The sequence below is a fragment of the Bacillus sp. AFS023182 genome (genome assembly GCF_002560575.1).
Taxonomy (GTDB): Bacteria; Bacillota; Bacilli; order Bacillales; family Bacillaceae_G; genus Bacillus_A; species Bacillus_A arachidis.
In genome coordinates this window covers 1-16,347 of record NZ_NTRO01000090.1, presented here as the reverse complement: position 1 = coordinate 16,347, position 16,347 = coordinate 1, and the positions used below count along the sequence as shown (strand labels likewise).

Annotated in this window: 3 protein-coding genes; all 3 read right to left on the bottom strand. The window is 43.6% G+C overall.

The annotated features are described in order from the left end of the window. The coding region (locus tag CN288_RS25915) for a non-ribosomal peptide synthetase (protein ID WP_141528014.1) at positions 1 to 8,246 on the bottom strand (8,246 nt) is incomplete at its 3' end. After that, complete coding sequence (locus CN288_RS25905) at positions 8,243 to 14,713, bottom strand: non-ribosomal peptide synthetase (protein ID WP_098303432.1); 6,471 nt, start codon at positions 14,711 to 14,713, stop codon at positions 8,243 to 8,245. The genes CN288_RS25905 and CN288_RS25915, both read right to left, overlap by 4 nt. 2 nt (positions 14,714 to 14,715) lie before the next feature. Continuing rightward, a partial coding sequence (locus tag CN288_RS25900) for a condensation domain-containing protein (RefSeq protein WP_098303431.1) occupies positions 14,716 to 16,347 on the bottom strand: 1,632 nt, incomplete at its 5' end.

Below are 16,347 nucleotides of genomic sequence, written 5' to 3'. Positions count from 1 at the left end.
GTTGATCCCGAAGTATAGATAACATACGCCAAGTTTTCTCCTGTCACTTTACTTAATGGTGAAAGGGTGCTTTCTTGCGAGATTATCGCTTGATCCCGATCCAAACAAACTGCTTCGATTTCTTCAGGTATCCAACCTTCTAATGCTTCGTTCGTGACCAATACTTGAATCCCTGTGTCTTCCAGAATATATCGTAGGCGACTTTCTGGATAAGATGGATCCAATGGAACATAGGTTGCACCAGCTTTCAAGATCCCCATGAGACCAACAATCATCTCAGCTGAACGCTGGAAGCAGAGACCGACCAATGACTCGGTCCCAATCCCACATTTCTGGAGATAATGGGCCAATTGGTTTGCTTTCTCATTCAGCTCTCGATACGTCAACTGCCGATTTTCATCCACCACTGCTACCGTGTCAGGTGTACGATCCACTTGTTCTTCAAACAGTTTATGGATCACACTCTCACGTGGATACGCTACAGCATTATCATTCCACTCTTGCAGCAATTGCTTCTCCAATTCCGATAGCATCGTCAACTTCGTCAGTGATGTATCGGGATGTTCCACGATTTCATTTAACCAGTTTTCAAAATGCTCAGCCATACGTCTGATCGTTACAACATCAAATAAATCATTCTTATAGTTAAAACAAAGGAGTAACCCCTCTTCCACCTCTGCGGCACTTAAACTCAAATCAAACTTGGCGATTGAAGCATGACTTTCCATCGCTTCTAAACTTCTTCCATGAAGCTCTGGAAGCTCTTGTTGCGTGTTTTGTAAGGTAAACATGGTTTGGAAGATTGGAGAATGACTTGTACTTCGCTCGGGTTGTATAACTTCTACAATCTTTTCAAACGGAACATCTTGGTATTCATACGCCTTCAATGCTTTTGTCCGTACTTGAGACAATAACTCTTGGAATGTCGGTGCGCCACTCAGATCAGCCCGATAAACCAACGTGTTGACGAAGAAACCAATCAACCCTTCAGTCTCGCGATAATTCCGGTTTGCAATCGGGCTTCCGACAAGAATATCCGATTGTCCTGTATAACGAGCGAGGAAGCTTTGATACGATGCCAGTAAGGTCATGAAGAGCGTCGACCCTTCTTGACGACTAAGTTCGTTCAGTTTGTCGCGTAACGAGCGTGACAACAACACAGTATGTGTCGATCCACGATGGGTTTGCACCGCAGGACGAGGACGATCCATCGGCAACATTAAGACTGGTAACTCCCCAGACAGCTCTTTCTTCCAATATGCAAGCTGCTGATCAAGTACTTCTTCTTTCATCCATTCCCTTTGCCATTGGGCAAAGTCGGCATATTGAACCGGTAATGGTGCGAGTTCTGCTGGTTTTCCACAAACCGCTTCTTCATAGAATGCCATCCATTCTTGGAGCAAGATTTCCATCGACCAGCCATCCGAGATAATATGATGCATAGTACAAAGAAGAATCCATTCTTCTTCTGCGATTTGCACGATTTGCCCACGGATCAACGGACCTTGTCCTAAGTCAAATGGTGCTTCGGCTTCGTTTTGGATCCATTGTTCCATTACGCTTTCTCGCTCTTCGGGAGAAAGCGTAGTTAGATCTATTTTGGGAAGGAACCGGAAAGCATACGGTTGAATCTGCTGTACAGGATGACCATCCATTTCATGGAACACCGTTCGCAAAGATTCATGACGCTCTATCAGCTGATTCCATCCCGTCTCCAATGCTTCGGGTACCCAATTCCCTGTAAGACGGCATACCATCGGTATATTATAAAGTGCACTATTAGGCGTGAATTGGTCGATGAACCACAGGCGCTGTTGGGCATAAGAGAGCGAAATGGCTTCTCCCCGTTCCATCGGCATAAGCGGTGGAATCTCTCGTATTTTGTCTCCTTTACGCAATTGATCCAGTCGCTTCGCCAACGCCTCTACTGTTGAATGCTCAAATAGTTCACGTACTAGCAGTTCGATTTGTAATGCCTCTTTTAACCGAGATACAACTTGGGTAGCGAGCAACGAGTGGCCACCTCGATCGAAGAAAGAATCCTGAACACCAATATTTTCTATGCCTAGCACTTGACTCCATACCGATGCGACGAGTTCTTCCATCGGAGTTCGTGGGTACACAGTATTTTCAGTAGATGGTTCATCCGGTACAGGCAATGCTTTTAAATCGAGTTTTCCATTCGGTGTGAGTGGTAAAAATGCCATCTCGACAAAGTGTGCCGGAACCATGTAATTCGGTAAATGTGTTTGCAGATGCTCCCGCCATTCATGAACACTTCCTTCACCAACTACATACGCTACCAATCGTTTGTCTCCTGGATGATCCTCTCTTACCAGTACAACAGCTTCTTTTACAGACAAATGAGACTGCAAAGTTGCTTCAACTTCTCCCAGTTCAATCCGGAAACCACGAATCTTTACTTGGTCATCTATACGACCATGGAACTGGAGATCACCGTCAGGAAGATAACTTGCTTTGTCCCCGGTGTAATAGAGACGTTCATCTGACTTAAACGGATGCGGAATGAACTTTTCCTCTGTGAGTTCCGGGCGATTAGCATAGCCACGAGCAAGGTTCTTTCCTCCGATATAGAGATCTCCAATAATCCCCACTGGCACTGGCTGAAGGTAAGAATCTAACACATATACTTCTGTATTCGCAATCGGTCGACCAATCGACGGAGTACCTGTTGTCATTCCTACAGGCACATAACAATCAGTGGTAACGACGGTATTTTCCGATGGACCATACTGATTTATCACCGCAAAAGGGATTTGTTCAGATGGATACTGTGTTAACTGATCTCCTCCCGTAATGATAAAACGGAGATTTGTCTTCTCTGGCCAAGATAATTTCAAGAGTCTTTCCAGAATAGGTGTAGGCGCAAAGCTAGCCGTGATCCGTGAATCAATGAGCCAATCTCGTAGAGCCTCTGGATTGATTCGCAACTCTTCTGTCGACAGGTATAGTGCTGCACCAGCAGTGAGATAAGGCCAAATCTCCTGAACAGCTGAGTCAAAGGCAATCCCCGCAATTTGAGTCGCACGATCCTGTTCTGTAATTTGGTATACCGCTTGATGCCAAGAGACCATATTCATTAATGAACGGTATTCGACCATGACCCCCTTTGGCTTTCCTGTGGAACCAGAGGTGTAGACGATATAAGCTAAGTGCTCCGGTTTTACTTGCCGCTTCGGTGCGATTACGCTTTCATCTGTTATTTCTTCTAATCTCACCGTTTCGACCTGTTCGGAAAAGCTTTCCTGCGCTGCTGTCGTCACTACGATTTGGATTCCTGCATCTTCAATCATGTATTGTAACCGTGATTGCGGATACAACGGATCTAGAACGACATAGGCCCCGCCAGCTTTCAATATGCCAAGTAAACTTGCCATGAGCTCAGCCGATCTCGGGAGGTAGACACCCACAACTGATTCAGGACCAACCCCTTTTCTCTGCAAAACATGTGCCAACTGATTTGCCCGCGCATCCAGTTCAAAGTATGTCCACTCTCTCATTTGATCGACCACTGCAATCGCATCGGGACGCCGTGCTACTTTGTCCTCAAATCTGTCGCAAATAAGACCCTCTTGGGACATTTCCATTGCGGTGTCATTCCATGTCTCTAATAACAAATCACGCTCAAATTCGGAGAGCATACTTAGACTATTCAACGGTTTTTGTGGATGATGAGAAACTTCATGTAGCCAGTTCTCAAAATGTCCTGCCATTCGTTCGATGGTTGTAACATCAAATAAATCCTTATTGTATTCAAAAGAGAAAATTAATCCTTCTTCCGTCTCGGCCCCCATTACACTTAAATCAAATTTCGCAATTGAATTATGGTTTTCTATCATTTCGATTCTTCTACCAGACAACACTGGAAGCTCTTGTTTCATATTTTGTAAGATGAACATCGTCTGGAAGATCGGAGAATGACTTGTACTTCGCTCAGGTTGCACAACTTCTACAATTTTTTCAAATGGAATATCTTGATATTCATATGCTTTCAGTGCCTTTTGACGTACCTTAGACAACAACTCTTGGAATGTCGGTGCGCCACTCAGATCAGCCCGATAGACCAACGTGTTGACGAAGAAACCGATTAATCCTTCAATCTCTCTGTAATTACGGTTCGCAATTGGACTTCCGACGAGAATATCTTCTTGTCCTGTATAACGTGATAGGAAGCTTTGATACGCAGCCAACAGGGTCATGAAGAGCGTCGATCCTTCTTGACGACTGAGTTCGTTTAGTTTGTCGCGTAACGAACGTGACAGCAACACAGTGTGTGTCGATCCGCGATGGGTCTGCACCGCAGGACGTGGGCGATTCATCGGCAGTTGTAGCACAGGAAGCTCACCAGACAATTCTTCCTGCCAATAGTGGAGTTGCTGTTCAAGCACTTCTTCCTTCAACCATCCCTTTTGCCACTGAGCAAAGTCCGCATATTGGATCGGTAATGGGTCAAGTTCTGCTACCTTCTCATCCGTTGCTTCCTCATAGAAAGCTATCCATTCTTCAAGTAGGACTCCCATCGACCATCCATCCGAAATGATATGATGCAGGGTGCAAAGGAGGATCCATTCCTCTTCTCCCACTCGCAAGACCATTGTCCGAATCAATGGGCCCTCTCCTAAGTCAAATGGCACTTCTGTTTCTTGCTGGATCAAACGCTTAACTTCTGCGTCTCGCTCTTCCGGAGAAAGCATAGTTAAATCCATTTGGGGAAGCGACCGGAAAGCATATGGCTGAATCTGCTGCACAGGATGACCATCCACTTCATGGAACACAGTCCGTAAAGATTCATGACGTTCTATCAGCTGATTCCATCCTGTTTCCAATGCTTCGGGTACCCAATTCCCTGTAAGGCGGCATACCATCGGCATATTATAAAGTGCACTATTAGGCGTGAATTGGTCAATGAACCACAGGCGCTGTTGGGCATAAGAGAGCGGAATGGCCTCTCCCCGTTCCATCGGCATAAGCGGTGGAATCTCTCGTTTTTTGTCTCCTTTACGCAACTGATCCAGTCGCTTCGCCAGTGCCTCCACCGTTGTAAACTCAAACAGTTCACGCACCGGTAGTTCGATTTGGAAGACTTCTTGTAAACGTGAAACAACTTGGGTAGCGAGGAGCGAGTGGCCACCAAGCTCGAAGAAGGAATCCTGAACACCAATATTTTCTATGCCTAACACTTGACTCCATACCGATGCGATGAGCTCTTCCACCGGGGTTCGCGGTGAGACAATATTTATGCTCATTGGCTGTCCATCCAATGCCAGTAAGGCTTTGCGATCAATCTTGCCATTCGGAGTGAGTGGCATCTCTTCCATCTCGACAAAGTATGCCGGAACCATGTAATTCGGTAATTGCGTCTTGAGGTGCTCACGCCATTCTCCAGTGTTTCCTTCACCCACCACATAAGCTACTAACCGCTTGTCTCCAGGATGATCTTCCTTCACCAACACGACAGCCTCTTTCACAGATGAATGATCGTGTAGAACCGCTTCAATCTCTCCCAGCTCAATCCGGAAACCTCTAATTTTCACTTGGTTATCTATTCTTCCGATATACTCCACGTTGCGATCATTCAGATACCTCACCAAGTCTCCCGTCCGATAGAGCCGTTCCCCTTCCTTAAATGGATGCGGAATAAAACGTTCAGTAGTTAACTCTGGACGATTGAAGTAACCACGTGCCAAGCCTACACCACCAAGGTAAAGTTCCCCAGCCACACCTATCGGTACCACCTGTTGATTTTGATCTAGCACATACAATTCGGTATTATCAATCGGACGACCAATCGGAATAAGCAACGGTTCTTTTTCTAAATCACAATCATAGTAAGTGACATCTACAGTCGCTTCTGTAGGACCATACAAGTTGCTTAACTTCGTTTGCTGAGAATCATAAAATACACCCTTAAACCGGCGAACCTGTTCGGTATTTAACGCTTCTCCACTTGTGAAAACCTGACACAAAGACGATACGTCCTTTTTCGCTTTGGATTGTTCCATATAATCTAAGAAAGTAGATAACATCGATGGAACAAAGTGCATCGTGGTCACGCGATATCGCTCAATACATTCCTCAATCATTGCAGGATCCTTCTCGCCACCCGGCGGAAGTAAACAAACACGTGCTCCTACAAATGACCACCAAAATAATTCCCAGACAGAGACATCAAACGAAAACGGCGTTTTTTGAAGAATCGTATCCTGTTCAGATAATGGATAGTTTTTTTGCATCCACTGTAAACGGTTGATAACCGAGTGGTGTTCAATCATCACTCCCTTCGGATTCCCTGTCGAACCCGAAGTGTAAATGATATACGCCAAGTTGTTTGCTGTCACTCCGCTCACTGGCGCCAAGCTACTCTCTTTAGAAACCGCCGCTTGATCTCGATCCAAACAAATCGCTTGGATGCCTTCAGGCAACCAATCCTGTAACGCTTCCTTTGTTAAAAGCACCTGGATCTGCGAGTTCTCTAAAATGTATCTCAGGCGATTTTCAGGATAGCTCGGATCCAGTGGGACATAAGCCCCACCCGCTTTGAGAATCCCTAAGAGACCAATAATCATTTCGGGTGAACGCTCGACACATATACCGACCAATGACTCAGGTCCTATATCCCGTTTCTGTAAATAATGTGCCAATTGGTTCGCTTTCTTGTTGAGTTCTTGATACGTCAGCTGTCCACCTTCATACACTACCGCCACCGCTTCAGGTGTACGCGCAACCTGCTGCTCAAACAGTTCGTGAATCATGCTCGCATGTGAATAAACTACGTCAGTGTCATTCCATTCTTCCAAGAGCTGATTCTGTTCTGTGTCCGATAGCATCCACAGCTTTGTAAATGATTCATCTGGATGATGAACAATTTCGTTCAACCAGTTTTCAAAATGCCCTGCCATACGTACAATGGTTCTACTGTCAAATAAATCTGTATTGTATTCAAAAGAAACAAATAGACCTTCTTCCACCTCATAAGCGGTTAAACTCAAATCAAATTTTGCGATGGAAATATTACTTTCCATCATTTCCAAACTTCTCTCAGACAGCTCTAGTCGTTCTTGTTTTATATTTTGTAGCGTAAACATGGTCTGGAAGATAGGCGAATGACTCGTACTCCGTTCAGGTTGTACAGCTTCTACCACTTTTTCAAACGGAATATCTTGATATTCATACGCTTTCAACGCCTTTTTCTTTATCTGAGACAAAATCTCCCGGAACGTCGGATTTCCACTGAGATCCGCCCGATAGACTAACGTATTAACAAAGAAGCCGATTAATCCCTCCACTCCTTTATGGTTCCGATTCGCAATCGGACTTCCGACGAGAATATCTTCTTGCCCCGTATAGCGAGCAAGAAAGCTTTGATATGCAGCCATTAAGGTCATGAATAAAGTAGATCCTTCTCGTCGACTTAAATCCTTCAATGAACTGAGTAGTGTGTGAGGAAGAATCACACGATACGTGTCCCCAGCGTACGTTTGCGTAATTGGCCGAGGGCGATCCACTGGCAGTTGTAGTATGGGAAGCTCACCGGACAATTCTTCCTGCCAATACGTGAGTTGTCGATCCAGCACTTCCCCCTGCAACCACTGCCTTTGCCATTTCGCAAAGTCTGCATATTGAATTGATAGGGAACTTAGTCCAGCAGGCTCCCCACTCGTTTCTTCCTCATAGAAGGCAAGCAATTCATTAATCAATATGCCGATGGACCACGCATCAGAAATAATATGATGCATGGTACATAACAATAACCATTCTTCTTTCCCTAATTGAACCAGTTGATTACGAATCAAAGGGCCATTCATTAAATCAAACGGATCCTGCGCTTCTCTAACAATCAAACTCTCTATCTCTTTTTCCTTTACTTCTAGAGAAAGGTGAGAATAATCCTCTACAGGTAGTTTTCTAGGAAGGAATTCCACAATATGTTGCATAGGTTGGTCTCCTACTTCCTTAAAAACGGTGCGTAATGATTCATGACGCTCAATGAGTCGATTTAATCCCTTTTCCAATGCTTCAGGTATCCAATTTCCTTTTAGACGCCATACTGTCGGAATATTATATAATGAACTGTTTGGGTTAAATCGGTCCATAAACCACAAACGTTGTTGTGCATAGGACAACGGAAGCGCTTCTTTATTCTCCTTTTTCTGCATCTGTTTCTGGAGCCACGCCCTCTTCTCAGGAGAAAGCGAATTCAACTTTGCAAGTAAATCATTTCTCATTTTTTCACACCTTCCTCAACCAAGTTTCTCTCGAATACACCTTGCGCTTCTTCCTCTGATAACTCTTCCAATTGCTTAAGAAGTTCAAGTAACTCTTCATCATTACTCGCTGCTGCTTCATTTTGGATATAGTCTTGAAAACTTACATTCTCTTTACTATCATTCTGTCCTTGCCCATTTCCACTACAGCGCAACTGATTAACCCTTTCTGCCAATTCCTGCACGGTAGTATACGTAAATAAATCATGCAGTGGTAACTCAATTCCAAAAGTTTCATTCAGATTAGAAACAGCTTGTGTAGCGAGTAATGAATGGCCACCTAGTTCAAAAAACGAATCATGAATCCCAATATTTTCAGTGCCTAAAATTTGATGCCATATCGAAACAATCGTTTCTTCTGTAGATGTACGAGGGGCAACATAACCACCCTCTGCTTCCTTGCGCTCTGGTGCAGGTAAGGCTTTCCGATTGATTTTCCCATTTGGGGTGAGTGGGAATGCTGTCAATTCGACAAAGTGTGCCGGAACCATGTAATTTGGTAACTGGGTCTTGAGATAATCACGCCACGCATGAGCATTTCCTTCTCCCACTACATAGGCAACCAAACGCTGATCACCCGGATGATCTTCGCGTACCATCACAACGACTTCATTAACCGATGAATGACTTTGTAACGTCGCTTCAATCTCCCCTAGCTCAATGCGGAATCCACGGATCTTCACTTGATGATCGATTCGACCGAGATAATCCAAGTTCCCGTCTGGTAGATATCTCACAAGGTCTCCCGTCCGGTATACTCGCTCCCCTTCTTTAAATGGATGCGGGATAAAACGCTCGTTTGTTAAGTCAGGGCGGTTTAAGTAGCCACGCGCCAAGCCTGATCCCCCAATGTAAAGCTCACCCACTACACCAATCGGGACCATTTGCTGGCTTGCACTGAGTACATATACTTCTGTGTTAGAAATGGGTCTACCAATCGGCGGTACCTTGTGCATGACGCCCTTTTCTAGCTTCATATACGTAGAATAAGTAGTATCTTCGGATGGGCCGTATAGGTTGTACACCTTTTCAATCGGACTTCTCTCATACAAGTGCTGGACCAGTGACTGTGGCAACTGTTCTCCAGCCAAATTCATCACTTTTACCGAAGAAGGAATCATCTTTGCTCGAACCAGTTCCTTCGCTGCTGATGGCACAGTATTGACCAAGGTCACATCCTTCATAGACAACTTGTTCAGATGAAGGGCACTTTCAGCGACAATTACCTTGCCACCCCTCGTCAAAGGAACAAATACTTCAAAAACCGATAGATCAAAGGATAGTGAAGTTGATGCCAGTACTCCCGCTAATTCCTGTCGGGAATAGGTTTGATGTGCCCAATGGATCATCGCCAACGTACTCCGATGCTCAATCATCACTCCCTTAGGATTGCCAGTGGATCCTGAGGTATAGATGATATAAGCTAAGTTATCGCTTGTCACTTCACTCGTACATACGGTCGTTACTTCCTGTTCGATCGCTGCTCGATCACGATCGATACAAATCATGTCAACCGATTCAGGTAACGTCATTTTTTGCTGCAACTTTTCCTGTGTCACCAGTACCTCGATTTGAGCATCCGCTAAAATATACCGTATCCGACTCTCCGGATACGCAGGATCAATCGGAACATACGCTCCTCCTGCTTTCATGATTCCTAAGAAACCGACAATCATCTCGGATGAACGTGTAACGCTGATCCCAACCAATGATTCGCATCCCACACCCCTCTTCTGGAGATAATGAGCCAACTGATTGGAACGTTCGTTCAGTTCTCGATACGTTAACTCCTCATCTTCGCACACTACCGCGATCGCTTCTGGCGTTTTCTCCACTTGTTCCTCAAACAATGTATGAATCGTGCTTTCACGTATGGCCACGACACCTGTGTCATTCCATTCCTCTAGTAACCTCTTATATTCTGCTTTCGATAGCATATTCAGCTTTGATAGTGAATCTATTGGATGAGATACAATTTCATATAACCAATGTTCAAAATGGCCTGCCATTCTTTCAATGGTTGCAGCATTAAACAAATCGGTATTATATTCAAAAGTTAGCAATAACCCTTCTTCCGTCTCCGATGCAAATAAACTCAAATCAAATTTGGCAACCGAAGTATGACTTTCCATCAGCTCCATGTTTCTTTCAGATAGCTGAGGTAACTCTTGTTTCGTATTCTGTAAGGTAAACATGGTTTGGAAAATCGGCGAATGACTGGTATTCCGTTCAGGTTTTACGGCTTCTACCACTTTCTCAAACGGAATGTCCTGATACTCGTATGCTTTTAGTGCTTTTTTTCGTATCTGCGACAGAAGTTCTTGGAACGTCGGATTTCCACTGAAATCAGCTCGATAAACCAACGTATTTGCAAAGAAACCTATTAATCCTTCAATCTCCTTAACATTCCGGTTCGCAATCGGGCTTCCAACCAAGATGTCGTCTTGTCCTGTATAACGAGCAAGGAAACTTTGATACGCCGCCATCAAGGTCATAAATAAGGTGGATCCTTCTTGCAGACTTAATTCCTTGAGCTTTTCCCGTATGGAATTCGCCACCATCAGAGACTGACTTGCACCATGGTGGGTTTGAACAGCAGGCCGAGGACGATCCATCGGTAATTGCAAGACCGGTAACTCACCAGCCAATTCTTCCTTCCAATATTGAAGATGCTGATCAAGATTCTCTTCTTTTTGCCATTCTTTTTGCCACAGGGCAAAGTCCGCATATTGAACAGGTAACTCCTTCAGTTCAACTGGTTTTCCACTTATCGCTCCTTCATAAAAAGCCATCCATTCTTCGAGTAAGATTCCCATTGACCACCCATCCGAAATAATATGATGCATCGTACAAAGAAGTACCCATTCCTCTTTGCCCACTTTCAAAATTCGTGTTCGAATCAAAGGACCTTGTCCCAAATGAAATGGTTCCTCTGCTTCGTTTTGAATGAGCCGCTTCATCTCTCTTTCTTTGTCTTCTAGAGAGAGATTTGTTAGATCCATTTGAGGAAGGGGTTTGAAAACATGCGACTGAACCTGTTGAACGGGTTTACCCTCTCGCTCTTGAATTACTGTCCGCAATGATTCATGACGTTCAATCAACTGATTCCATCCCGTCTCCAATGCTTCAAGTGACCATTTTCCTGTCAGTCGACATGCTGCATGAATATTGTACATCGCACTATTTGGCATTAATTGATCAATGAACCATAGGCGTTTCTGTGCGTAGGAAAGCGGAATAGATTCTTCCCGCGACATAGGTATAAGTGGTGGAATCTCTCGTTTTTTATCTTTTTTACACAACTGATCCAGTCGCTTCGCCAGTGCCTCCACCGTATCGTACTTGAAAAGTTCACGTAGCGGGATTTTGATTTGGAATGCTTCTTGTAATCGAGAGACGATTTGGGTAGCGAGTAATGAGTGCCCACCACGTTCAAAGAAAGAGTCCTGAATGCCGATATTTTCTATTCCTAACACTTGACTCCAAACCGAGGCGATGAGCTCTTCCGATGGCGTTTTTGGTAGGACGTTACACTCTCCCATAGGTTGTCCTTCCGGCGCTGGTAAGGCTTTTCGGTCGATTTTTCCATTCGGAGTAAGTGGGAAATATTCCAACTCTACAAGGTGTGCTGGAACCATGTAATTCGGTAATTGGTTCTGGAGATACTCTCGCCAACTTTGGATATTTCCATTGCTTATCACATACGCTACCAATCGCTGATCGCCTGGGCGATCTTCTCTCACTAGCACAACAGCCTCTTTGATAGACGAATGCCTTTCTAAAGTCGCTTCAATTTCTCCAAGCTCAATCCGAAAGCCACGCACTTTCACTTGATGATCCATTCTTCCTATAAATTCTAAATTCCCATCAGTTAGATATCTTACTGAATCACCGGTTCGATATAGCCGTTCTCCTAATTGAAACGGATGCGGAACGAATCTTTCAGCAGTAAGATCTGGTCGGTTTAAATAACCACGCGCTAAACCTGCACCACCAATATACAACTCACCCTCTATCCCTATCGATTGCAAACGCTGATTCTGATCTAATACATACAGCTGAATATTTTGTATCGGATTACCAATAGAAACAAATTCTTGATGAGGTTGACAGTCAAACCCATTCACGTAAATGGTTGCTTCTGTTGGTCCATAAAAGTTGGTCAATTTAACTTGTCCGCTCTGATCCCAGTGCTTTTGAAATCGTCTAACCAACCCTGGGCTAAGCTCTTCCCCACCGGAAAACACATGACGCACGGATGAACATTTCAGTTTCAAATCAATATGATCGAAATGATTTAAGAAAACAGATAGCATCGAAGGAACAAATTGGACAACGGTAACCCGATGCTTCTCTATCACTTCAGCTATTATGGAAGGATCTTTCTCTCCACCTGGAGGCAGGAAGGATACACAGGCTCCTACACTAATACCCCAAAATAACTCCCACACAGATACATCAAATGAGAATGGTGTTTTCTGCAAGACCACATCCTTTTCAGAGAGTGGATATTGATGTTGCATCCATTCAAGATAATTGATCACTGAATGATGCTCAATCATCACTCCCTTTGGATTACCTGTAGATCCTGAAGTATACATAACATATGCTAAATTTTTTCCTGCTACACTGCTTGTACATGCGGTCAGTTCTTCCTGTTCAATCGCAATGCGATCTTGATCCATACAAATTGTTTCGATTTGTTCGGATATATCTATTTTTTCTAACTTTTCTTGCGTCACTAGTACTTCGATTCTAGCATCTTCTAATATATAGCGTAGCCGATTCTCGGGGTACGTAGGATCAAGTGGAACATAAGCTCCTCCTGACTTTAGAATCCCTAGCAACGCTATCATCATTTTTGGCGATCGTTCCATATATACACCGACTAAAGACTCTGGACCCACACCACGCTTCTGTAAATAGTGAGCTAGCTGATTAGCACGCTCATTCAGCTCTCTATAGGTAAGTTTCTCATTTTCATAAATAACCGCGATTGCTTCTGGCGTTTTCTTCACTTGCTGCTCAAATAACGTATGAATCATGCTTTCAGATGAATATTCTACTTGGGTATCATTCCATTTCTCTAGCAGTTGTGTCCGCTCTTCCATTGTTAAATGGGTAATTTCGGATAGCTTTGAATCTGAGCTTTTCGTCATCTGAATTAATGTTTGCGCTAGATGATCCTGAACCCGATGAATGGTCTCTTCATCAAAATGATGACGGTCATACATCAACTTCAAAGTAAATTCCTTACCCGGCATTGCAATGAGCGTCAAAGGATAATTTGTTTGTTCTGCACTTTGGACCTCTAGTAATCTTAAATCAGCATTGCGCTCTCCTTGGATTGGGTAATTTTCGAACACATACAAGGTATGAAATAAAGCACTACTCCTTGGAACTTCACTCCAACCTTGAATATCGACCAACGAATTATACTCGTATTGTCTCCGTTTCATTTCTTTCATCTGTATCTTACGGAGCCAGTCTACTACTGATGTATCATTCTTTACATGAATTCGGGTAGGCAATGTATTAATAAATAGACCAACCATTTTCTCTGCCCCTACTAATTCAGTAGGACGTCCAGAACTAGTCACACCAAATACGATGTCGCTTTCACCGCTATACCGGCTCATCAAGTAAGCCCAGGCTCCTTGTACTAACGTATTTAATGTTAGCTGACTATTTCGCACCCACTCTTGTAACGTCTCAGTCAGTTCCTCAGGTAGCCGATAAACGCTCTCTCCATAACCCTTCTCCTGCCCCTGGTCACTTCTTTCCATCGCTAATGGCGTAGGTGCATGAAATCCTTTTAATTCTTCTGTCCAGAATTTCTCAGCTTTACTTCGATCTTGTTTATTAATCCACTGGATATATTTTTTATAGGGAAGAGACTTGGGAAGATCGAATGCTTCTCCCTTTATCATCTTGAGATAAACTTCCATCACTTCACCGAAGATCAGGGACACACTCCACCCATCCAACAAAATATGATGATGCGTCCAAATGATTCTCGTTTCTTCTTCTGCTTCTTTAATCGCAGTGATTCTCATCAACGGTGCTTCGTCTAACGAAAAACCTTTTCTCCGATCATCATTCAAAAACTGGTGTAATTTCTTTTCCCTCTCTCCACATGAAAGAGCGCTCCAGTCTTCTCGACGAATGGTAAAAGGAAGACGTTGATAAACAGCTTGCAATGGCTTTTCTACTTCCTCCCACACAAAAACAGAACGTAGAATCTCATGTCGGTGAATGACGTATTCCCAGGCCTTTTCGAAAGTAGCAACATCCAATCGACCACCAAGTAAGAAACCTACCTGTACAATGTAGGAAAAAGAATACTCATCATCTTGATCATATAAAGTATGAAACAGTATCCCTTTTTGCAAAGGTGATAATCCGTATATATCGATAACATCTCCCATCGTTACACCCTCTTCTTTGTTAATTTAAGTAATACTTTACTCAAACTTTCTTCTGTAAGAGCCTCTGCATCAGCAAAGTCAGATACCGTAAAAGCAGACTCTGTCGTAGGTGGATTTATCAGTAGACGCAGTTGATTCAACATGGCATCTGCTATCGCTTTAATTGTCAATCTAGGAAACTGTTCTCTACTATACATCCAAACAAAATGTAACCTCCCATCTTTCACCATACTGACAACATCAATCGGGTGAGATGGTTTCGATTCTGGAGCATGGTCTAAGCGCGTAAATCCGGTCTCCTGTATAAACAAAGATTCTTTGGAAAATACTTGATCAAATTGTCCCAAATAGTTAAAGCTTATTGATGGTTTTTGCTGCTGATAGAACGGAAGCAATTCTCTGCTCAAGTAGCGTAAAATGCCATAATCAATGCCCTGATTCGGAATTCGACGCAATTGCTCTTTCACAGCCTTTAATCCCTCAATAGGTGTTGTTGATCCCTGAAGATCAAGGTGAACGGGATAAATACTCGTGAACCAACCCACTGTCCGCGATAGATCAACACCTTCAATCACCTCTTCTCTCCCATGTCCTTCCAAGTGAACAGAAACCTTATGATGATTTGTACAGTCAGCTATAGCTTGTACTAATGCCGTCAATAGTACCTCGTTAATCCTTGTCTTATGAGTCATCGGAACTTCTTGTAACAACGCGTGGGTCTCTTCTGCTCCCAACGTCATCGTCACTTGATTAGTCGATGCTTCTGTCGTTTCCTGTATAGGGTAGTCCATCGGAATCGTCATCACTTGTTTTTCTGCCTGTTCGTGCCAATAATCTTGTACTTCTTTTGAAATGTCTGACTCACTGTATGCCTGTAGTCGTTCCGACCATTCTTTAAAGGATGTACTTTTCGCAGGTAACTGAACCTTCTGACCTTGTTTCATCTGGTTGTATACTGCCTGTAAATCTTCCAATAGAATTCGCCATGATACCCCATCTACTACTAAATGATGAATCGTCCAGAATAATCGATCGTTCCCATTCGAACCGTCATCAAAGTACACGACTCTCATCAACGGCCCTGTAAGTAAATTGAAACTGGCTTGAGTGATATCCATCTCTTCTTGTATCATTTGATTCCATGCTTGTTGATCAGCATCGTTCCGCTTTACCACACGAAGTACAGACTGTTCATCAATTCCCTCATTTCTCTGCTTCCAGGTTGCATTTGGCAACTGTTCATACCGGAAACGTAAGGCATCATGATGTTTGAGTAAGTTTAATAGGGCTTCCTCTAATAACTTCACATCCAATCTCTCTCTTACTCTTAAAAGCATCGATTGATTCCAATGTTGTGGACGCGGATGTTCTTGTTCGAAGAACCAATACTGAATTGGAGTAAGCGGTACCTCTCCCGTCACAACCCCCTGCTCTGCTTGTACTCCCTGATCTTCTTTGACTACTTGCGCCAACTCGGCAATGGTTGGGCATTCAAACATTTGCTTGGGTGTCAAATGCAAACCTGCTTGCTTCGCACGAGAGACAATCTGAATGCTGAGAATCGAGTCTCCACCAATTTCAAAGAAGTTATCATGGATTCCCACCTTTTTAATCCCTAATACTTGCTTCCAAAT

What these genes read in the sequence shown, in the direction of transcription:
- CN288_RS25905 (WP_098303432.1), bottom strand. Translation starts at nt 14,713, where the DNA reads ATGGGAGATGTTATCGATATATACGGATTATCACCTTTGCAAAAAGGG.